Source organism: Lentzea aerocolonigenes (assembly GCF_000974445.1).
Taxonomy (GTDB): domain Bacteria; phylum Actinomycetota; class Actinomycetes; order Mycobacteriales; family Pseudonocardiaceae; genus Lentzea; species Lentzea aerocolonigenes.
Window position 1 is genome coordinate 66,182 of the sequence record NZ_BBOJ01000011.1, and the last position, 21,648, is coordinate 87,829.

The 21,648-nt window shown below is 67.4% G+C and carries 15 protein-coding genes and 2 pseudogenes; 14 read left to right on the plus strand and 3 right to left on the minus strand.

The genetic code is table 11. The annotated features are described in order from the left end of the window. Positions 1-33 precede the first annotated feature (33 nt). The 7 genes from AOM45_RS21655 to AOM45_RS21685 all read left to right on the plus strand — a co-directional run bounded on the left by AOM45_RS21655 (position 34) and on the right by AOM45_RS21685 (position 7,692). Complete coding sequence (locus AOM45_RS21655; RefSeq protein ID WP_201780038.1) at positions 34-771, plus strand: GbsR/MarR family transcriptional regulator; 738 nt, start codon at positions 34-36, stop codon at positions 769-771. Positions 772-936: 165 nt separating this feature from the next. Beyond that, a complete protein-coding gene (locus AOM45_RS21660; RefSeq protein ID WP_051782759.1) occupies positions 937-1,278 on the plus strand; it encodes a hypothetical protein in 342 nt (113 codons plus the stop codon). A 111-nt stretch (positions 1,279-1,389) separates the two neighbouring features. Next, entirely contained in the window at positions 1,390-2,211 is an 822-nt protein-coding gene (locus AOM45_RS21665) for a DUF4097 family beta strand repeat-containing protein (protein WP_030465220.1), read from the plus strand. A gap of 41 nt (positions 2,212-2,252) precedes the next feature. After that, positions 2,253-5,345, plus strand: a complete 3,093-nt coding sequence (locus tag AOM45_RS21670; RefSeq protein ID WP_030465221.1) for an ATP-binding protein — start codon at positions 2,253-2,255, stop codon at positions 5,343-5,345. A gap of 92 nt (positions 5,346-5,437) precedes the next feature. Next, complete coding sequence (locus AOM45_RS21675; protein WP_030465222.1) at positions 5,438-6,646, plus strand: cytochrome P450; 1,209 nt, start codon at positions 5,438-5,440, stop codon at positions 6,644-6,646. 25 nt (positions 6,647-6,671) lie between these two features. Then, positions 6,672-7,448, plus strand: a complete 777-nt coding sequence (locus AOM45_RS21680; RefSeq protein WP_030465223.1) for an alpha/beta fold hydrolase — start codon at positions 6,672-6,674, stop codon at positions 7,446-7,448. Then, on the plus strand, positions 7,441-7,692 hold the full coding sequence (locus AOM45_RS21685; protein ID WP_030465224.1) for a hypothetical protein: 252 nt from the start codon (positions 7,441-7,443) through the stop codon (positions 7,690-7,692). Before AOM45_RS21680 ends, AOM45_RS21685 begins: the two co-directional genes overlap by 8 nt. A 9-nt stretch (positions 7,693-7,701) precedes the next feature. On the opposite strand, the gene AOM45_RS21690 is transcribed toward AOM45_RS21685, so the two are convergent. Continuing rightward, the gene (locus AOM45_RS21690; RefSeq protein ID WP_030465225.1) at positions 7,702-8,238 is read right to left on the minus strand and encodes a helix-turn-helix domain-containing protein; all 537 of its coding nucleotides are present in this window, start codon (positions 8,236-8,238) and stop codon (positions 7,702-7,704) included. A gap of 63 nt (positions 8,239-8,301) precedes the next feature. On the opposite strand from AOM45_RS21690, the gene AOM45_RS21695 reads away from it, so the two are divergent. Both AOM45_RS21695 and AOM45_RS21700 read left to right on the plus strand, forming a co-directional pair. After that, a complete protein-coding gene (locus tag AOM45_RS21695) occupies positions 8,302-9,216 on the plus strand; it encodes an alpha/beta hydrolase (RefSeq protein WP_162185601.1) in 915 nt (304 codons plus the stop codon). A 394-nt stretch (positions 9,217-9,610) separates the two neighbouring features. Beyond that, the gene (locus AOM45_RS21700; protein ID WP_051782760.1) at positions 9,611-10,099 is read left to right on the plus strand and encodes an NUDIX hydrolase; all 489 of its coding nucleotides are present in this window, start codon (positions 9,611-9,613) and stop codon (positions 10,097-10,099) included. A 372-nt stretch (positions 10,100-10,471) separates the two neighbouring features. Here AOM45_RS21700 and AOM45_RS21705 read toward each other — a convergent pair. Then, a pseudogene (locus AOM45_RS21705) lies at positions 10,472-10,708 on the minus strand (lysine 2,3-aminomutase); the annotation flags it as partial. 220 nt (positions 10,709-10,928) lie between these two features. Between AOM45_RS21705 and AOM45_RS21710 the strand changes: the two are divergent. Continuing rightward, a complete protein-coding gene (locus tag AOM45_RS21710; protein ID WP_156093563.1) occupies positions 10,929-12,428 on the plus strand; it encodes a hypothetical protein in 1,500 nt (499 codons plus the stop codon). A gap of 226 nt (positions 12,429-12,654) precedes the next feature. Further along, complete coding sequence (locus AOM45_RS21715) at positions 12,655-15,192, plus strand: type 1 periplasmic-binding domain-containing protein (protein WP_030465231.1); 2,538 nt, start codon at positions 12,655-12,657, stop codon at positions 15,190-15,192. Positions 15,193-15,513: 321 nt separating this feature from the next. Here AOM45_RS21715 and AOM45_RS52950 read toward each other — a convergent pair. Further along, a pseudogene (locus AOM45_RS52950) lies at positions 15,514-15,838 on the minus strand (lysine 2,3-aminomutase); the annotation flags it as partial. An 820-nt stretch (positions 15,839-16,658) separates the two neighbouring features. Here AOM45_RS52950 and AOM45_RS21720 point away from each other — a divergent pair. The 3 genes from AOM45_RS21720 (at position 16,659) to AOM45_RS21730 (ending at position 21,615) form a co-directional block, all read left to right on the plus strand. Beyond that, complete coding sequence (locus tag AOM45_RS21720) at positions 16,659-18,146, plus strand: non-reducing end alpha-L-arabinofuranosidase family hydrolase (RefSeq protein ID WP_030465232.1); 1,488 nt, start codon at positions 16,659-16,661, stop codon at positions 18,144-18,146. 244 nt (positions 18,147-18,390) lie between these two features. Next, the gene (locus tag AOM45_RS21725; protein WP_030465233.1) at positions 18,391-18,855 is read left to right on the plus strand and encodes a VMAP-C domain-containing protein; all 465 of its coding nucleotides are present in this window, start codon (positions 18,391-18,393) and stop codon (positions 18,853-18,855) included. Positions 18,856-19,044: 189 nt separating this feature from the next. Further along, positions 19,045-21,615, plus strand: coding sequence for a tetratricopeptide repeat protein (locus AOM45_RS21730; protein ID WP_030465234.1), 2,571 nt, complete (start codon positions 19,045-19,047; stop codon positions 21,613-21,615). Positions 21,616-21,648 lie beyond the last annotated feature (33 nt).

The window sequence follows — 21,648 nt, forward strand, 5'->3', positions numbered from 1 at the left end:
TGCTGCCGATGAACGCAACGAGGTGGTGTTGCGATGACCGCGTACAGTCGGGACATGTCCGAAGGCAGGCTGAGTCAGCAGGACCGGCAGCGCATCGCCGCTGGACTGGCCGCGGGGCGCGGGTACGGGGAGATCGCCCGGAGTCTGGGGCGGTCCACCTCGACGATCTCCCGGGAGATCGCCAGAAACGGCGGACCCGCCGACTACCGGCCGGGGGAGGCACAGCGGGCCTCCGTCCGACGCGCGCGCCGGCCGAAGAACGCCTCGACACGTTCAGCGCCGGTGCCCGCAGACCCGTACGGACGCGATCCCGATGCGGTGGCCGACGCGTTCGAGGAACTCACCTCCATGCTGGCGCAGACAGGCCTGCCGCAGATGGCGGCGAACGTGTTCGCCAGCCTGTACGTCACCGACTCCGGCGTCCTCACCGTCGCCGAACTGGTGCGGCAGCTGCGGGTCAGCCCAGCTTCGATCTCCAAGGCCGTGGCTTTCCTGGAGTCGCAAGGACTCGTCCGGCGAGAGCGCGACGCGTCGAGCCGGCGCGAGCAGTACGTCCTGGGCGGTGACCTCTGGTACCGGTCGCTGCTCGCGACCGCTCAGCGCAACACCGCGTTGGCCGAGAGCGCCCGTCGCACCGTCGCCATTCTCGGCTCCGCCACTCCGGCGGGCGCTCGTGTCGCCGAGGCGGCGGAGTTCCTCGACCGCATCGGCGAGGAGCTCGTCCAGGCCGTCGAGCGCTGGTGGCACGATCGCCCCGGCACAGCGCAGTGAAAGATCAAACGCAAAGAAATCCTGACGACATCCTTATGCGCGCGGCCTTGCGAGGATCTCGTCGCGCGAGACACGATCGAGTGGGAGGTGATCACCTCCGCACACTCTTTCCGCGCTACATCACCTGCCAGGCGCCGACGCCCGGCAGCGCCTGAGGAGTTCACCGTGATCCCCGTGGACAAGTCCGTGTCCGTGCTCGACGGACAGCACGAGCTGCGTGTGCTGAGCCTGACCCGCGGTGAGGACTCGTTCGCGCTGGACTACACGATCACGCCTCCCCTGGGTGGAGAACCGGTGTTCATGTGGATCGAGGCCGTCGACGACCAGGGCCACGAGTACGCCGACTTCGGCGGTGCTCGCGGGGTGAGTGAGGACGGTCGGCACACCTCGGGCACCATCTCCGGTCAGCCGGCCATCGGCGCGGAGGCGAGGGAGCTGTCCGTGCGGTTCGTGTTCCTGCGCGGCCAGTCCGAGGTCGGCTGGAGCATCACCATCGGTTTGCGCTGACACAGGCCCTGACATCGGTTGTAGCTGGTGTCAGGGCCGTGACGGTCGCATGTCTGACCTGTTGGCGAATGTGGTCGCAACAACCACGAAGGCCACCGAGGGAGACACGACATGTCCACGTTCACCACACCGAACCCGATCACCGCCACGCTGACCACAGCAGGCGCCCGTGTCCGGATCACCGCGACCGAGCGGACCGACACCGTGGTGCTGGTCGAGCCAGTCAACAGCGCGAACTCGAAGGACGTGAAGGTCGCGGAGAAGACCAAGGTCGACTTCGCAGACGGTGTCCTGGTCGTCAAGACGACCAAGTCGGGCGACCAGAACGGCTCCGTCACCATCACGATCGAGCTGCCCGCCGGATCGAGCCTGATCCTCCACACCGCCTGGACGGAAGTGCAGGCCGAAGGCGTTCTCGGTGACTGCGAGGTCAACATCGGCTCGGGGCAGGTCCAACTCGACCGCGTCGCCGCACTGGAGGGCAACCTCGGGACCGGTGGACTCGTGGTCGGCCACGTCGCCGGGACCACCGTGCTGGAAGGCAGCTCGGCCGGGGTGCGGATCGGCGAGGCTGACGGCATCGTCCGCTACCAGGGAACGTCCGGCAAGGTGTGGATCGGCCACGCCCGCTCCGACGTCGACCTGGGCGGTTCGAGCGGCAGCTTCGACATCGGCCGAGCGGACAGCAGCGTCACCGCGAAGGCCGCCAACTGTCCGATCCGGATCGGACAGGTCACACGCGGTCAGCTGGAGCTCATGAACGCCTCAGGCGGAATCGAGGTCGGCATCACTGAGGGCACCGCAGTCCAGGTCGACGCGAAGAGCACGAAGGGGTTGGTGCGCAGCTCCCTGCCGAGCCAGGAGGACGGTCAGGTCAGGGTCCACGCCCGCACGAGGCTCGACGACATCGTCATCCACCCCGTCGCTGCTTGAGTGTCAGCGACCTGCCAGGTGTCCGTGGCAGGATCGGGCAGGTGCAGATCGGGATTCTGGGACCTTTCGAGGTTCGTGCGGACGACGGCGCTCTCGCGGACGTGCCCGGTGCACGGCTGCGAGGGCTGCTGGTCGCTCTCGCGCTCAGCCCCGGTCGGGTGGTCTCGAAGGCCGCGCTCGTCGACTGGATCTGGGGTAAGAACCCGCCTGTCGATGCGGTGAACGCCTTGCAGCGCTTGGTTTCCCGGTTGCGCAAGGCGGTTCCCGGGGCGGTCGTCGAGGCGTTGACGGACGGCTACCGTCTGACGGTCGATCCCGACGCGGTCGACGCGGTGCGGTTCGAACGGCTCGGCGCCCAGGCCCGCAATGATCAAGGGCCGCTGCGGGTACAGCGCCTGCGCGACGCTCTCGAGCTGTGGCGTGGTCCGGCCATGCAGGACGTCGGTCTGCAGGACAGCGAGGCGTTCGAGGCGGCGGCGACCAGGCTCGACGCGTTGCGCCTCGCGACGACGGAAGACCGCTTCGAGGCCGAGATCAGCCTTGGCCACGGCGCCGGACTGGTCACGGAGCTGACCGATCTGGTGGCCGCGCATCCCGTGCGGGAGAAGCTGGTCGCGGCGTTGATGCGCGCGCTGGTCGCCGCTGGTCGGAACAGTGAGGCGCTGCAGGCGTATCAGCGTGCGAGGGAAGCCCTTGCCGACGAGTTGGGCGTCGACCCGTCGCCTGAGCTGTCCGCGTTGCACGTCGCGTTGCTGCGCGGCGAGGTCGAACAGCAGAAGGAGAACCGCAAGACCAACCTGCGGGCCGAGCTGACCAGCTATGTCGGCAAGGAGACCGATGTCGCCGCGGTTCGTGACCTCGTCGCCGATCACCGGCTCACCACTTTGACCGGTCCCGGCGGCTCCGGGAAGACAAGGCTGGCAACGGAAACCGCGCGCACGTTGCTCGACGACCTGCCGGACGGGGTGTGGCTGGTGGAGCTCGCTGCCATCGGCACCGACGGTGACGTGGCGCAGGCGACGTTGTCCGGGCTGGGTCTGCGGGACGCGCTGCTCGGAGAGGTGTCGAACGTGGAGCCCGCGGACCGGCTCGTTGCCGCGATCCGCGACCGGAACACGTTGCTGGTCCTGGACAACTGTGAGCACGTGATCGAGGCTGTCGCCGCGCTCGCCCATCGGCTGCTCGGGGAGTGTCCGCGGCTGCGGATCCTCGCGACGAGCCGGGAACCGCTCAGCATCACCGGCGAAGCGCTGTGGCCCGTCGAACCGCTGGCCCTGCCGGCGGCTGTCCAATTGCTGCGGGACCGGGCGATCGCCGTCCGCAAGGACCTCGCCGTCGACGAGCGAACGCTCGAGCGTGTCTGCACCGCGCTGGACGGGATGCCGCTCGCGATCGAGCTCGCGGCGGCGAGGTTGCGCACGATGTCCGTCGACCAGCTCGCTGACCGCTTGGACGACCGGTTCCGGCTGCTGACCGGCGGTAGCCGTACGGCGTTGCCTCGGCACCGGACCTTGCGTGCGATGGTCGACTGGAGCTGGGAGCTGCTGACCGACGCCGAACGGGTGGTGCTGCGCAGGCTGTCGGTGTTCGCCGGTGGCGCGAGCCTGGAAGCGGCCGAGCGAGTCTGCACGGGCGATCTCGTCGAGGAGCACGAGGTTCTGGAGCTGCTCACGGCGTTGACCGAGAAGTCGTTGCTGGTCGCGTCCGGCGAGGGCGCACCGCGGTACCGGATGCTCGGCACGATCAAGGAGTACGGCGCCCAGCGGCTGGAAGAAGCGGGGGAGACGGAGCTCGCCCGGCAGACACATCTGGCGTACTTCACCGAGCTCGCCGAGACCGCGGAACCACGTCTTCGCCGCGCCGAGCAACTGGAATGGCTGGCCATGCTCAAGGCTGAGCACGACAACATCGGCTCGGCGATGCGCGGTGCGCTCGCTGCCAGTGATGCGCACGCGGCGATGCGGCTCGCCGCGGCCGCCGCCTGGTACTGGTGGCTCGTCGGCCGCAAGTCCGAGGGCATGGAGCTGATCACCGCCGCGATCAACACGCCAGGTGAGGTGCCGGACGAGATCAGGGCGGTCGTCTGCGCCATGACGTCGATGTTCGTCACGTCCGGGCCCGGCGACGTGTCCGAAGCAGCGCAGTGGGTGCACAAGGCCTACGAGCTCGGTCGGCGCAACCGGCACTACCACCCGGCGTTGAGGCTGGTCGTCCCGCTCGAAATGCTGCTGGGCGAGGAGCCGGACGCCGTCCTACCTGCGTGGGGGTCGTTGCTGGACGACGAGGATCCCTGGGCCCGTGCGCTGTCCAGACTGCACATCGGCAAAATGCTGATCATGCTCGGCCGCGCCGAGGACGCGGAAGCGCACTTCGAGGAGTCGCTCGTCGAGTTCCGGGTGCTGGGCGAGCGGTTCGGCACCTCCTTCGCGCAAACCGAGCTGGCCGATCGCATCGCCCTGCGCGGCGAGTTCGCCGAGGCGTGCGAGCACTTCGAACACGCGATCGCGGTCGTCACCGAACTCGACGCGGTCGACGACGTCGTGCAGTTCCGCATACGACAGGCACGGCTGTACTGGCTGATGGGGAACAAGGACGCCAGCGCGGCCGCCGTGGCTGAAGCCGAACGCCGTGCCGAAGGCGTTACCTGGCCCGGCACGCTGGCCGCACTGGCCCTGGCGAAGGTCGAGCTCGCCGCGTGGAACGGCAACGCCTCAGAAGCGTTCGAGCAGCTCGACGTCGCAAGGAGTTTGCTCGGCGACGAAGCAACGCAGCCACACCTGCGTGCGGTGGCGCACGCCCTGCACGGTCACTTCACCGACGACCTGGACGAGGCACGCGACCACCTGGCCGCGGCTTGTCGGACGGCGGGCGAGACGGGGCACGCGCCGGTGATCGCGCAGATGATTGTCGAGGTCGGGGGCCTGGCCGTGCGACGTGAGCAGTACGAGCAGGCCGCGCGGCTGCTGGCGGCGAGCGCGAGCGTGCTCGGCCTCGCCGATCGGTCCAATCCGTACGTGTCCCAGGTCGAGCAGGCATCCCGGCACCACCTGGGCGACGCGGCGTTCGACGCGGCGATGCGGGAGGGTGTGGAGACGGGCTGGGACGAGCTGGTCGCGGTGACTTTGGCTCCCTGACATCGCTCTCGTGCCGTGTCAGCGTCATGACAGGGCCGTGTCTGGCCTCTCGGTGATCGTGGTGGCAACACACCACCACGAGGGGAAATCCGATGAGCCAGATCGTCCTGCGGGTCCTGCCGACGGACCGCGACGCGGGCCCGTTCGACCCGCCCAGCCAAATCACGGCGTTGCGCGAGACGCGGCCGGTCAGCCCGATGACCTTCCCGGACGGCCATGAGGGCTGGCTGGTCACCGGCTACGACGCCGTGCGCCAGGTCATGTCCGACACCAGGTTCAGCAGCCGCCAGGACCTCGGCATCATCCACGTGCCGTTCGACGTGTCCGGCATGCCGGAGCAGACCGAGCCATCCCCGCAGGTGCCTGGTCTGTTCATCAGCATGGACCCGCCGGACCACACCCGGTTGCGGCGCAAGCTGACCGGCGCGTTCACCGTGAAGCGGATGAAGCAGCTCGAGGACGGCATCATCGCCATCACCGAGCGACAGCTGGACGAACTGGCCAAGCTCACCCCGCCGGTCGACCTGGTGCAGGAGTTCGCGCTTCCCGTGCCGTCACTGGTGATCTGTGAACTGCTCGGCGTCCCGTACGCCGACCGCGAGACCTTCCAGTCGAACTCCTCGAGGTTCATGGAGCGCGATATCACCCTCGAAGACAAGATGGCCGCGATCGGTGCCATGTTCGGATACCTGACGGAACTGGTGACCGCCAAGCGGGCCGACCCCGCCGAGGACATCCTCTCGGACCTGGCCCGCGACGAGGAACTCAGCATCGAAGACCTGACCGGCATGGCCTTCCTGCTGCTGCTCGCCGGCCACGAAACGACCGCGAACATGTTGGCGCTGGGCACGTTCGCGTTGCTGGAGCACCCCGAGCAGCTGGCTGAGCTGCGCTCGAACCCGGCGCTGCTGCCGGACGCGGTCGAGGAGCTGATGCGCTACCTCTCCGTGGCGGACATCTTCTACCGCTACGCCACCGAGGACCTCGAGGTCGGCGGTGAAACCATCCCCGCGGGCTCGACCGTCGTCGTCTCGCTGCTCGCCGCCAACCGCGACCCTGTGCGGTTCGAGAACCCGGATGCGTTGGACGTGCACCGCAAGGTCCGCGGCCAGGTCGCCTTCGGCCACGGCATCCACCAGTGCCTCGGCCAGCAACTTGCCCGCATCGAGATGCGCGCCGGCTTCGAGGGTCTGCTGCGCCGCTTCCCGACGCTGGAACTCGCTGTCCCGGCCGCCGACGTGAAGCTCCGCACCAACATGAACATCTACGGCGTCCACGAACTCCCGGTCACCTGGGCCTGACCGACTGTCTACTTAGGAGTAAACCATGAACGCGTGGACCGGCATGCTGCCCGTCGACGACACCGAGCTGTACGTGCGAGACACCGGCGGCCCCGGCCGTCCCGTCGTCTACCTCAACGGCGCCTACGCCGACCAGAAGCACTGGAAGCGCGTCATCGCCGACCTCGGCCCCGGCTACCGCCACATCACCTACGACGAACGCGCCCGCGGCAAGTCCAAGCGCTCCAAGGACTACTCGTTCGAAGGAGCCCTGCGCGACCTGGACGCCGTCCTCGAGGCGAGGGCCATCGACCAGCCGGTCCTGCTGGTCGGCTGGTCCTTCGGAGGCATCCTCGCCTGGCACTGGACCGACCGGCACCCGGACCGCGTCGCGGGCGCGGTGATCGTCGACGCCTTCCCGGTCGGCCTGACCGGCGAGGCAGGCCGCGAACGAATCCGCAAGACGTTCCGCAGCTACCGATTGCTGCTCCCGATCGCCGCCCGCCTCGGCCTGGGCGCCCGGATGAGCGCCGACCAGCACGCCGACATCAACATCGAGCTCAACGAGATCGCCGCCAACAGCGTGCCGCTCCTGACTCGCCTGACCCGCCCGCTCCGGTTCGTCCTGGCCACCGGCGACAGCCTCGGCAGCGAGGCCGGCGAGATGGAGGAGGGTCGCAAAGTGCTCGACGAGGTGCTCACCACCAACCCGCAAGTCACACTGAGTGCGAAGGTCGCGAGCAACCACAGCAAGATCCTGCGCAACGACTCCGCGGCCGTCGCGCGGGCCGTCCGCGAACTGGATGAGGTGCGTCATGGATGAGCGAGAGGACCTGCGCCGCCGGGCCGACGGCGGCGATCAGGACGCGGTCGACCAGCTGGTGGAGCTCGCCGGCGAGGCCGGAGACATGGACGAGCTGCGGCGCCTGGCCGCCTCAGGCAGCTCCGACGCGGTGGACGTCCTCGTGGAGCTGGCGGGCGAACGCGAGGACTTCGAGGAGCTGCGCAGGCTGGCTGCGCTGGGCAACAGCGACGCCGCCGACGTATTGGCCGAGCTGGAGCAATAGCGCCCGCCGCTACTTCTCGGCGTCGCCTGAAGGAAAGAAGACGCCGCTGACCAGGTGCGGCCGCCTCCCCGGCGCGGGTTCGTTGCCCGCCCGTGAACCGAAGACCTGCCGCAGCTCACCGATCATTTCGGCGAGCTCGTCAGGACTCAGCCACAGTGTGCCCTGCCGATAGCCGATCGAGTCCGCGACCGGATCGGCGCCCGGCCGTTCCAGATAGGCGTTGAACTCGGCCAGCATCGCCGCCATGGCGGCCGCGAACCCGTGCCGGTGATCCTCCAGCGACATCGCGCCACCCGCCTCGGCGTCGATCCGAGCCTGCTCGGGACGAAGCCGGTAATAGCGCTCGACGACACCACGCACCTTCTGCTCGTCCACTACCTCGAGGACGCCGGCGTCGGCCAGCAGCCCGACATGGCGGTACACGCTGGTCCGGGGGACATCGGCCAAAGCGGCGCCCAGCTCGGAGGTCGTGAGGACCCGCTCGCCGGACAGGGTCCAGACGATGCGCAGCCGGATCGGGTGCAGGAGCAGTTCGAGCGTATCCACGCCTCAATGATTCCATGACTGGTACTGTTCCCAAAGTTGGAACTATTCGCTTTGGGGGACGGCGTGCAGATCCGAGAAACCGAACTGACCGTGACGCTGGAGGACGGACTCTCCGTCGCCGGCACGTTCCTGCAGCCACCGGGCGATGGTCCACACCCGACAGCGGTGGTCCTGTGTGCCGGCCAACTGGACCGGGACGGCAACGTGGGGAAGTGGCCGATCGTGTTCGGCCGCCCCCTGGCCGCCGCGCTCGCGGACCACGGCGTCGCGTCCTACCGGTTCGACCGCAGAGGCATCGGGGCCACGCCAGGACAATGGAAGCAAGGCGGCTTCTATCAACACCGCACTGATGACGCCCAAGTGGTGCGGGCGATCGCGGCACGGCCGGACGTCGCCTCGGTCGGCGTGGTCGGCTTCAGCGAAGGCGCCGTGAACGCCACCTGGGTGTCCCGGCACGCTGACGTCGCGGCGATCGTGCTCGTCGGATGCCCGGCCACCACCGGAGCCGACGGCATGATCGCGTGGGCGGAGCACCCCGATGCCGAGATCCCCGCACTGATCCGACTCCTCCTGCGGCTGCTCCGACGCACGCCGGCGCAGCAGTTGCGCCGCATCGCCGACAAGATCCAACAGGGCCACACTCGAGTGTTCGGTTTCAAGCTGCCGCAATGGTTCCGAGAGTTCCTGCTGCACGACACCAGGCCGGACCTCGCCATGGTTCAGGTGCCCATGCTCGCCATCACCGGCAGCAAGGACATCCAGGTCGACCCCGACGACCTCGACAAGATCGCCCAGCTCTCCCAAGGCCCGGTGGACGTCTTGCGGTTCCCTGACCTGACCCACATGCTCCGGCGCTACCCCGGATCGACTCCACCGCCGACACGCGAACAGCTGCGGCGGCCGGTCGACCCGGAGTTGCTCAAGGAGATCGCGGTCTGGATGGCCGCGCGGCTCGCGGTCTCAGAGAACGCTGGTTGACGGCGATGGAGCCGTCGCGTCACGACCGTTGGCGTTGCCGTGCGCAACTCCAACGGTGCGATGCGATCATGATGGGACGACAGTCGCCGCGGTTGTGCTCGATACCAGTGCCGTAGTCGCTACCGATGATCGTGCCGACGCCTCCGCTGGTCGTGTTGATGACACGCCGACCAAGTGCACGAGACCAGGGAACTACCGCCAGACGGCACGCGGCTGACCGATCACTCGGGACTCGCCGTCCGGTTGTCGCTGACCGCGAACAGGACGCCGCTAACGTCGGACCCCGCCACGGCGGTCGACGCGCAAAACGAGCCGGAACCGACGCTGTTCTGAACTCCGGCACCACCCGCGCAGGCTGCCGCCCAGTCAGCCGACCGCGAGGAACGCCCGCCGGATGTCCACCACCCTCACCCCACGCATCGGCGCTCGAGTGCTGCTGCTCGACACCCACGACCGCGTGCTGCTCATCCACGCCTGCGATCCCCACGACCGCGGCCACCACTGGTGGGAGCTGCCCGGCGGCGGCCTCGACGAGGGGGAGGAACCGGTCGACGCCGCTCTCCGCGAAGTAGCGGAGGAGACCGGGATCGTTCTTTCAGCGCTGGGACGCAAGCTGTGGATCCGGGAATCCCGGTTCCACTACAAGGGACTCGACCACCACCGGATTGATCACGTCTTCCTGGGGCGTATCACCGACACAGCGCCAAAGGTTGCGCTCAAGCCCACTGAGAACGAGAAAGCCGGACTGATCGAACGGCGCTGGTGGCTGACCTCCGACCTCCGCCAGACGACGGACAAATTTCTTCCTGCCAGTCTTCCGAGTTTGCTCGGTGAGCTGTTGGCGGGCACGTTGGGAATCAAGCCCCTCAACCTGACCGACTGACCTGCCAGCTGGCTGTGTTCTATCTTGTGGCCGAGCCAGTGCATTTAGGACGCGACCGTGTCTGAGCGGCTTCCGTCGCTCACTCAAGTTCTGAACGGTTGTCCGGGACGTGGTGACAGTATGGCCCGTTCCGGGAGTGCATGTGGAAGCGGGCAATCTGCCCACGTCCGTTCCAACTGCCAACTCCTTAAACGTCCAATGTAGACGGTCAATGGTGTCCTTTGTGGACTTCCTGGGGCATTCTGGGGAAATTTGACGTCGGGGTCCAATGAGGTTTTATGGGTCTGACCAGGCAAAACATGCCGATGGGGCCGCCTTTGGAAGATGTCCCGAAAACGGCCCCATCGTGGCCTGTTAAGTCTGGTCGGCCCACTACTTCTGGCCTGCCTCGCCCGGCGTCGAGATCGGGTCGTAGTACGGGTAGCGGCGGTCCAGCGCCTCCGGATCCTGGAGCTCGATCCCGGTGCGGTAGTTCTTCGTCCAGTAGGAAATGTCCAGCTCACGGTCATATTCGGCGAGCTGGTGCACCCACCGCTTGCCCACGTAGGGCACGTCGCAGACGATGCGCGGCGTCGCATACCCAGGCAGGTAGCCCATGATCGGGGTCTGCTGCACGGATTGGTCACTACTGTCACCTACTCGTGCAGCAGACCCCGGCCGGGGTGCGTGGCGTCGTGCGTTGTTAGTCAGGGTGCGGTCCTCGGTGAGCAGTGAGGTTCCCCCTTCGCTCAAGAACTCCGGAAATTCCGCGCCACGGGGACACATGTAACGGGTTCGCGGCTCGCCGCCATAACCAGAGACCTCAGTAGCAGAGTGGAGGGACGCCGTGATGGGAACCGTCAACTTTCGCCACCGCATGGCGGTAGCGTTGTGCGTCCTGCTGGCGTTGAGCGGTTGTACCGCGACACGTCCGCCAGATGCTCCAGCTGCGGTGCTCGAGGTCGTTGCACCCGGCGTCGAAGTCACGACGCGTGACCTGGGCGCAGCTACTGCGCCGACGCCGGAGGTGCACTTCCTCTCGAACCTCTACGAGCTGAGCCCGTCTGGCCCGTTGCCGTCGTCGGCGACGGCAACGGCAACGGTCCGCCTGCGGAACCCGGTCCCGGAAGGCGACGTTGTCGTAGTCGCGACGAGACAGGCGAGCACCGCTGAGTGGGAGTACCTGCCGGCGACCATCGCCCAGGACCGTGCCTCGGTCTCGTTCACCACCGACCACTTCAGCGAATTCGCTTTGCTCGGGTTCGACCTGGGCAAGGCGATCGACGCGTTCAAACGCGATTTCGTCGACGGCCTGACCGGCAATCTGACCCAGACTGCCGACAGGCCGACGTGTGACAACGACCAGCGCGCGCGGGGTGACGGGTACTCCATCACCTCAGATTCAGGTGACGCCTTGCTCTGGTGTCTCGGAGCCGACAACGCCGGGCATCGGGTCCTCAAGGTGACGAACAATCGGCGCTATCCACTGCTCGCCTCCCACGGCGGCCTGGACGTCATCGACAACGCCATCGACTGGGGACAGCTGTCCTCCCTGAGCCGAGTCATCGCCGGAGACAAGGCGGTCATCGCTCCGAGCGGAACGGTCGCCTTCAACGCCGACCTGGCACCCGGCACCAGCGCGCGCATCACGACCGAGGCAGACGCGATCGGCCAGTCGCTCTACGCCTTGCAGACCGGCGTCACGGCACTCGTGCAGATCCTCACTCGCTTCGGAGCCGGGTCTGGGGTCAAAGCGGTCGACACCTTCAACAAGATGCTCCAGAGCCAGTCGTGTCTCGGCAGTCTCGGCAAAGGCAGCGGAGGGATGATCGCGGGCTGTCTCGACGCCAAGCAGATCATGGACACGTTCGGCTACAAGGGACTGTTGCTGGCTCCCGTCATGGTCGCCGGGCCGATCGTCGCGTTCTTCAACAGTCAGTGGAACGCGATCGTCGACCAGTTCAACGGCAACAGCATCTATCGCATCGAGGTCGCGCGAGAGAAGCCGGCCATGAGTCTCTCGACCTTCGCAGGCCAATGGATGGGCCATACGCGGTCTTTGACCATCACTGCAGACGGACGGGCCACCGAACACGTCGGTAGCGGTTGCTGTAACCCGGTCATCGACCTGACGTTCACCTTGTCCGACCCACAGTGGAGTCCAGCCGAGGCAACGGCGACAGTCACCGTCACCTCTGTGCAGCTGCATGACTGGAGCAGGTCCGATCCGGCACCGAAAGTGGGACAGATGGCCACCATCAAGCTCGCCGATGGCATCATCACCGAGCCGCTCGCTGGCGCCACGTACTGCGACCATGCCAAGCAACTGGCAGGCGTCTGTGGTGCGTGACCACAGCGCGTTCAAATTGTGGTCACGCGCCCACCTCTCCGATGTGCTCGTGCGCGCGTTCGACGCTGAGAAGCGCGTGAGGTCGTTGAGCAGTAGCGACATCGCGAGGAGCGGCGGCGAGGGATGCCAGATCGCGCGTATGGCGCCGGGCTGTGATCGGGCGGCTGCGCGACGGTCGTGAGGTTGGCAGCGATATCTCCGTGGCGCCTGTGGAAGAGAGGGAAGCGTGATCGTTTTTCGTGGCCTGTCAGGTCTGTTGGGTGTCATCGCGGAGCTGTTGGACAGGGCGGGGACGGACCGGCCGCTGCCGTTGATCTGCTTGGTGGGCAGGCCGTCCGCGATGGAGTTCGGCGCCGAGTTGGCGCGGCGACTGGAGCACACCGAGACACCGAAGGTGTTGTTCGCCAAGGTGGACGCGGAGGAGGACGCGGGTGTGTTGCTGAAGAGGTTGCAGCAACGGCTGGCCGAAGACCGCTTCGGTGACCAGCGGATGCGCCGGTTCCGGCACTTAGATCTGGTGCACCTGCTGACGACCGGGCAGGGCGACACCATGAAGCTGCTGGCGGACCACCACGGCCGTGCTGGTGCGCCGCGATTACCTGGGACCGGTGCGGCCACGAATGTGCTCCCGGCGTGGGCGCAGGTGGTCATCGCGTTGTTCACCGCGTGGCACCGGCCGTTGCGGTTCTGGCTGTGGACGCACGGGGTGTGGCCATTTGGATCGGAGCCGCGCTGGCTGATGCGGCAGCGGTTCATGGTGCCTGGCCACTCGACCAGCTTCGTCGGCTTCGCCGAGCGCATCGCCCGCGGTGACGAGGAGAGCGAGGACGAGCGGCGGAAACTGCTGGTTCACGCCTTCCTGCAGGACCTGCGGATCGCTTACGGCGCCGGCAGGTTCCGGTTGCGGCGCTGGCAGCGCACCATGTATCCGTTGGTGCTGCTGGAAAACATCGGTGAATCCGGTTGGCAGCTGTTACGGCTGATCAACGACGTGCGCAACGAGTCGGCCGAGCATGATCCGCTGCTGGTAGTCGCCACCGCGGACGAGCTGCCGGCCTGGCTCACCAAGTGCAGGCCGCTGCACCAGATCAAGGCCGCGCTCGACGAGTGGAACGAGATGTTGCCAGCGCGCAGGCAGTCGCTGCGCGAGGACGCCCGGTTCATCGCACTGCGCATGCCCTCTGGCGAAACTCCCAGCGACGCGGACGAGTCGGCGTGGTCCACCAGCATCCGACCGCGTCCGGTTCCTCTTCTGGCACGCCGTTCCTTCCTCACGGTGGCCGTCGTCGCGCTGGTCGTCGCGGCCACGCTCACGGGCGGGATGTGGTTGTGGCCGCGAGCGGCTGGGAGCTGCTTGCCATCGCCGCGAGCGGGTGTCGCCGTGCGGTGGGTCGTGGACAGCCGCGGTGGCGAGTGCATCGGCTACAGCGACAGTTCCGCGCAGCTCTTCGGCGATGACGAACGGATGCTGGCCGCGCAGCGGGCGATCTTCGAGCTCAATGACGAAGCCAATCGCCTGCACGAAGGTGACCCGGAACGCCCATTGATTAGCCTGATCCACTTCTCCGAGATGACCAGGCGCGAAGGTGAGGTGGGCTCCGCCGATTCAGTTACCGAGCAGCTGACCGGCCTGCTGTTGCGCCAGGCACAGGCGAACGTCCGCAGCGACCACAACACTCCACTGCTGCGTATCGTGGTCGCCAACGGTGGCTTCGAGATGGCCCGCGCTCGCGAGGTGACGGACTCCCTTCTGGCGCCGTTGTTCGAGAGCGACCCGACGCTACTCGGCGTGATCGGCATGGGCCGCACGGTCGACCCGGTGGAGAGCGCCGTCGGGGTGTTCGGCGATCTCGGTATCCCCGTCGTGGCGACCACTCTCACCGGAGAAAGCCTGCCGACCCGTTCGCCGATGTACTTCCAGCTGGTGCCGGGCAACAAGGCGCAGGCACAGCTGGTGCACGAGTTCGTGCGGCGGGAGGGCAAGCAGGTGGACATCCACCAGCCGCGCGACATCACCGGCGACGGCTACCTCCAGTCGCTGCGCAAGGAGCTCACCGCGCTGTTCGGCGAACCCTCGTTCAAGCTGTGGGACGGCGAGGTCGCCGATGTGAAACCCGTCTGCGGCAACGACCGCATCGCATTCTTCGCCGGGCGCCAGGCGGACTTCGACGGGTTCCTGAACCGAGTGATCGCCGACTGCGCAGGAAAACTGCCGATCATCCTCGGCGACGACTCGGTCGCCAGGTTCGTGTCGCAGACCGACAAACGTGACAACCCCACCTACGACGGCAAGTCAATCCTGTACGTGTCCCTGGGCGGCGTCGTGGTGCTGCAGAACCGGGAATGCCTGTCCAGCAAACAGAAAGCCGCACCGCTCTGCGCGGGACTGCGCGCCCTTCGCGACAACAAACCAGAACACGGACCCGCGTGGAGCACACTCGGCGTGCTGCTACAGCGGGCAGGTGTGCCGTGGATCGGTGAACGCGTCGGCATCGCCTACGACAGCGCCGGCGTGTTCCTCGACGCCGTCGCGCGCAACCGCACCGACCGGAAGCGGATCGCTCCGACCGAACTTGTGCCCAATCGGGCAGCGATCTCGCACGAGCTCCTGGAGATGTCCTACGACGGCGCATCCGGCAAGGTCGAGTTCGGGCAGGGCCGGGCGGGTGAGCAACGGCCGATCACGATCCTGCGGTTGCCCGACGTCAAGGACGTCACCGCACCGCCGACCTGCGTGCTGATGCTACCCACCGGTTGCCCTTAGCTGAACAGTCTGGTGGTCGCCCCGTCCGCTGCAAGCTGTTGGGTTGAATCATGTGGCGCTGGCCGCGATGAAGGCGAGGCCTACGCCGAGAAGTTGCAGCACGGCAGCGTCGGTTCTGGTGTGGTGAGTCGTGCTAGGCCAATGGGCGACGAAGACAGTCTTTGCGAACTGCATTGTTTGTCTACTTGGGACTTTCCAGGCCCCTTCTGGGTCCTTGTCGTCGAGGCTCGACGAGTCACAACGGGTCTGAACAGGTAAACATGTCGAAGGGGTCGTCTTTGGAAGTTGTCCCTCAAGCGGCCCCATCGCGACTTGCCAAGTCTGGCCCGACCACCATTTCTGGCGGGCCTCGCCGAGGGTGGAGATCGGGTCGTAGGAGGGGTAGCGGCGGTCGAGCGCCTCGGGTCATCGAGCTCGAGCCCGGTCCGGTAGTTCTCGTCCAGTAGAAAATGCCCAGCTCGCTGTCGTATTCGGCGAGCTGTGTATCCACCTCTTGCCCACCTAGGGCAACGTCGCAAACGATGTGCGGAGTCGCGTAGCGGGGCAGGTAACCCATGATCGCGTGCTGGAGTTCCTGGGCTTCCCAGACGGACACCCTCCAATGTTCTGCGTTGGGGAGCATGTCGCACATGTGTCTTGCGAGTGGGTGCGCGGGGCATGGCTCTCAGGCTGGACAAGGTCGATGGAGCTGGTCGTCAGCTGTGGGAGCACGATCCGGGAGCAACAGGGAGCAGAATCATGCGCTGAACGTGCCAGTACGTCCCTCAACGAATTTGAACGAAGCTGCGCTGACCTGCAAGAGTTGCATTTCCGCAGGTCAGCGCAGCGATGATGCCACAGGAATCCACTGAGTGTTCAACGATCGGAGCCTACCGACGCACCAGCGTGTTCTGGCTGGTCAGCTGTCCTTCAGTGGCTCCGGGTGCCCAAGCGTTCGCGCATGGTGGGAGCAGTGTGGGAGCACGGGTGATGAACACGTTCGCGATACCCAGGTGATCACCAGGCTTCGTCCGGTCGGCCGTGTTTTGGCACCCCGCAGCGCATCGTCAAGGCCGTCGGGCAGCTCGGCTACCGGTACTCGGCCTCCCCGCTGATCGTCCGCGACGGGACCGAGCGTGCTGCCCGGATCGCGGCCTTGATCGACGGTGGCGAAAGGCTGAGGTCAGCTCAACGGTTGCCGCCTCGGCAGGGTGCAGCGTCTCGTATGGGTCTTCCTGCGAAAACCTGCCCGTAACATCTTGACGCGGCCGATGTTATCGTTCACAGTCCACGTGGTGCATTCAGCCGCACCGCAGGTTGGCTACTCAACACCTATATTCGCTCGCATTCCTGTACGGACCGTCCTCGGAAAGTGTTAGCGCTAACACTCTCTTTCGAGGCAGTTTCCCGTGCGCGGGTGTCGCCGGCGTCCGCGCCGATGCGGCCCGCCTCATGTCGGCGATCCCAATGGTGAAAGGAAAGACGCTATGTCGGTTGGGTTTGCGCGCACCGCGAGGTGGCGCCGTCGGTTGCGGTCGGGATTGGCCGCCGCTGCGGCGGCGGCGTTCGTGGGTGGGCTGCTCACGGTGGCCATGACGCCAGCGTCGGCCGCCACGGTGGACACCACCGCCTGGTACGTACTGGTGAACCGCAACAGCGGCAAGGCCCTCGACGTCAGCAGCGCGTCCACGGCCGACGGCGCCAACCTCGTCCAGCGGACCCGCACCAACGCCACCAACCAGCAGTTCCAGTTCGTGGACTCCGGCGGCGGCTACTACCGGCTGCGCGCGCGGCACTCCGGCAAGGTGCTCGACGTCTTCAACTGGTCGACCGCAGACGGTGCCGCGATCGTGCAGTGGGCCGACGGCAACGGCGCCAACCAGCAGTTCCGGCTGGCCGATTCCGACAGCGGCTACGTCCGGCTGGTCAACCGCAACAGCAACAAGGTCGTCGAGGTGCAAGGCCTGTCGACCGCCGACGGCGCCGGCGTCGCACAGTGGGGCGACTGGAACGGCAGCAACCAGCAGTGGCAACTCGTCCGGGTCGACGGGGGCAGTGGCACCTGCTCGCTGCCGTCGACGTACCGCTGGACGTCGACCGGCCCGCTGGCCACTCCGAAGTCGGGGTGGGTCTCGCTCAAGGACCTCACCCACGTCGTCCACAACGGCCAGCACGTCGTCTACGGCACGACGAGCGACAGCCAATCGAACTGGAAGTCGATGAGCTTCAGCCCCTTCACGAACTGGTCCGACATGGCCACCGCCACCCAGAACTCGATGTCGTTCAACGCCATCGCGCCGACGCTGTTCTACTTCGCCCCGAAGAACATCTGGGTGCTCGCCTACCAGTGGGACGGGCCGACCTTCTCCTACCGCACCTCGAGCGACCCCACCAACCCCAACGGCTGGTCCGCGGCGCAGACGCTGTTCACGGGCAGCATCCCCGTCACCGCCCCCATCGACCAGACCCTCATTGCCGACGGCACGAACATGTACCTGTTCTTCGCCGGCGACAACGGCAACATCTACCGCGCCAGCATGCCCATCGGGAACTTCCCGGGCAGCTTCGGCTCGAACTACACGACGATCATGAGCGACACGCAGGACAACCTGTTCGAAGCGGTCGAGGTCTACAAGGTCCAGGGCCAGAACCAGTACCTCATGATCGTCGAGGCGCGAGGGGCGTGGCCGAAAGCGCAGCGCTACTTCCGCTCGTTCACGGCCACCAGCCTCGACGGTACGTGGACACCGCAGGCCGTCACCGAGAGCAACCCCTTCGCCGGCAAGGCCAACAGCGGCGCCACCTGGACCGACGACATCAGCCACGGCGATCTGATTCGCACCAACCCCGATCAGACCAAGACCGTTGACCCCTGCAACCTGCAGTTCCTGTACCAGGGACGCGACCCCAGCTCCGACGGCATGGACTACGCCCTCCTGCCTTACCGGCCGGGCCTGCTGACACTGCAGCGCTAGCCGGTGACGTGACGCAGGTCCGGCTCCGGTGTTCCGGACGTTCGCGGGAACGACGTACGCCCAACCGGGCGAGCGATCGGGAACGGGTGGAGCTGGAGGAGCGGGCTCGGTGCAAGGCCGAGCCCGCCTGCGCACGCGGAGACCCCCAATTCACTGACCCGTTGTCGGGTATCTAGAACAGGCCGATGGCTGAGACCGAACAGCTCGAGCGGGCGGCTCAGATCGAGGTCCACTGCCTGCAGCCGTGTTCGTGACAGTCGCGGCGACCAACGCGACCATCAATCCGATGAGGGGGCGTGACTTCGTCGGTGACATGGACCAAGTGCGCAACCAGGTTGCGCTGATTGTCGAGTGGGCCGAGGCCGATTGGGTGCAATACGCGAAGACCATCCGGCTGGAGTTCGTGCTCTCCACGGAGTTGATCAATCTTCCCGTTGACCAGTGGTCGGCCGATCCCGATGATGTGACCCGGATGCCGCTTGGTGTGCGCTATCACGTGGTGGTGCGAAGCCTTCAGCTGAAGCTCGCCCGTGACCGCCACCGCCAGTGGCGGATCAGATGGGATTCGATGATGGACTCGAAGAGCGGTGTTGTGGTCAGAGCAGGCGCTGACGACCCGCAGAGCTTGCGTGCACTGGCCGCCACGCTCGTTCGTGACCCCGGCCAAGGAATCCTTGTGCTGGACGAAGCACCGATCCGAGTCGCATGATCCCTTCGCTGGAACTGCTTTCCGAGCCGATTCACTGAGAAGCAGGATCCTCGGCGACTGGATCCAAGAACCTTCTTGCTTCTTCTCGTCATCGCCGCTCTGAGCGGTGCAGTTCCACTTCCAGGTGGTGAACCTGGATTTCCACAGGGTGGCCTCAAAAAGACAGGCCGCACAGGTTGGAGGCACGTCATGCCATCGTCTCGGGAACCGACCGACGTCTTCGCGGCGCCGCCCGACCCCGGACCGGCGAGCAGCCTCGACGACCTCGTGCTTTTGTTGCGGTTGTTGAAGGTCTGGGCGGGCGATCCGTCCTACGAGGTCATCAAGGACCGCGTCAACGCGGCGTGGACCGCGGCCGGACGGCCGGAGAGCGACCTGGCGCGGAAGAACACCGTCGCGGACTGCTTCCGGCCCGGCAGGCGGCGGTGGAACAACGATCTCGTCGTGGCGGTCGTGCAGGCGCTGCACGCCGACGTCGGCTACGCGGCGCAGTGGCGGCAGGCTCTCCGCGTCGTCGGCGGCGAAACCAAGGCGGCGTCCCAGGTCCGCGTCCAGGACACCCTGCCGGAGGACCTGGCCGAGTTCACCGGCCGCACCGCCGAACTCGATCGGCTGCGCGAGGCGCTGCGCGACGGCGACGCGGTGGTGATCTCCGCGCTGGAGGGCATGGCCGGGATCGGCAAGACTCAGCTCGCCATCCACGCCGGGCATCTGCTCGCTGACGCGGACCTCGTCGACCGGGTCCTGTTCGTCAACCTGCGCGGCTTCCACCCCGACCCGGCCCAACCACCGGCCGACCCCGCCGCCGTCCTGGACGGGTTCCTGCGCCTGCTCGGCGTGCCCGGCCATCAGATCCCGCACGACCTGGACGCCCGCGCCGCCGCCTACCGCGACCGGCTCCACAACACCCGCACCCTGGTGATCCTCGACAACGCCGCCACCGAGGACCAGGTCCGCCCCCTGCTGTCCACTGCCCCCGGCTGCCCCACCCTGATCACCAGCCGCCGAAGCCTCACCGCCCTGGCAGGCGCGACGCACCTCCCGGTGGACGTGTTCACCCCCGAGGAGGCCGTGCGCTTTCTCGCCGACGCCGCGCCCGCAGTGCCCGTCGGCCCGGACCCGGCGGCTCCAGCGCGCATCGCGCTGCGCTGCGGCTACCTGCCGCTGGCACTGGGCCTCGTCACGGCGCGAATCGCCGCGACCCCCGGCTGGACCCTCACCGACCACGCCGACCGGCTCGACGAACGCCACCGCGACCAGCGGCTGGACTCCGGCGTCGAACTCGCGCTCGGCCTGTCCTACCAGGACCAGCCAGCCGACCGACGACGACTGCTGCGACTGCTCGCGCTGCATCCCGGCCAGGACGTCGACGCGCACGCCGCCGCGGCGCTGACCGGCACGGACCTGCGCACCGTTCACGACCAGCTCGACCAACTGCGCGCCGACCACCTGCTCCAGCAGACCGCTCCCGGCCGTTACACCTTCCACGACCTGGTCCGGGCCTACGCCGCGACCAGGGCGGCCGACGAGGACCGCCCTGCCGACCGCCGCGCCGCGTTGACCCGCCTGTTCGACTACTACCTGGCCACCGTGGGCACCGCGATGGACCACCTCTACCCGGCCCAGGCGGAAGTCCCTTCCCCGGTCGACCCGGCCCCAGCCCTGACCGACCCGGACACCTCCAAGCGGTGGCTGGACGTCGAACGCCCGAACCTGGTCGCCGTCGCCGCGCACAGCGCCACCCACGGCTGGCAGACCCACACCATCCGGCTCGCGGAGATCATGTCCCGCTACTTCGACGGCGGCCACTTCACCGACGCCCTCGCCGTCCACGGCCACGCCTGCCGCGCCGCCCAGGACGCCGACGACCCGGCCGGGCAGGCCACCGCGCTGCTCAACCTCGGCACCACCAACGGTCAACTGGGCCGGTACCGCACCGCAGCCGACCAGTTCGAACAGGCACTCGTCCTGTTCCGGCAGACCGGCGACCTGGCAGGCCAGGCCCGCGCCCAGGGCAACCTGGGCAACATCGAGCAGCTGCTGGGCCGCTACCAGCGGGCCGCCGAGCACTACGAGCAGGTCCAGGCCCTGTTCCGGCAGGCAGGCGACCGGACCGGCGAGGCCTACACGCTGAGCAACCTCGGCACCGTCGAGGGGCAACTGGGCCGCTACGACTCCGCCGCCGAGCACCTCCAGCAGGCCCTGGACCTGTTCCGCGCGGCGGGCGACCGGGCCGGTGAGTCCTACATGCTGATCGGCCTCGGCGGCATCGAGGTCCTGCTCGGCCGCTACGGGCCCGCCGCCGACCACCTCCAGCAGGCCCTGGTTCTGTGCAGACAGGTCGGCAACCGCGCGGGGGAGGGCTGGACCCTCGACAGCCTCGGCAAGCTGCACACCCAGCTCGGCGAGGTGCCCCAAGCCCTCGAACGGCACCAGCAGGCCCTGGACCTCTTCCGTGAGACCGGCGACCAGCCCGGCGAAGCCTGGGCGCTCAACGGCCTCGGCGAAGTCGCCAACGCCACCGGCCGTCCCGCCTGGGCCCTCGCCCATCACGAGGCCGCCCTCACCATCGCCACCGACCTGGGCACCAGCGATCAGCAGGCCCGCGCCCACGCCGGCCTCGGCCAGGCCCACCACGCCATGGGCGACGCCGCGCTCGCTCGTCAGCACTACGAGCAGGCCGTGGCCCTCTACACCGACCTCGGCATGCCGCAGGCCGAGGAGATCCGCGCCCGCCTCGCCGCGCTGGAACAGCCGTGATCGGCCGCCGACCCCTCACCGGCGGCCGATCAC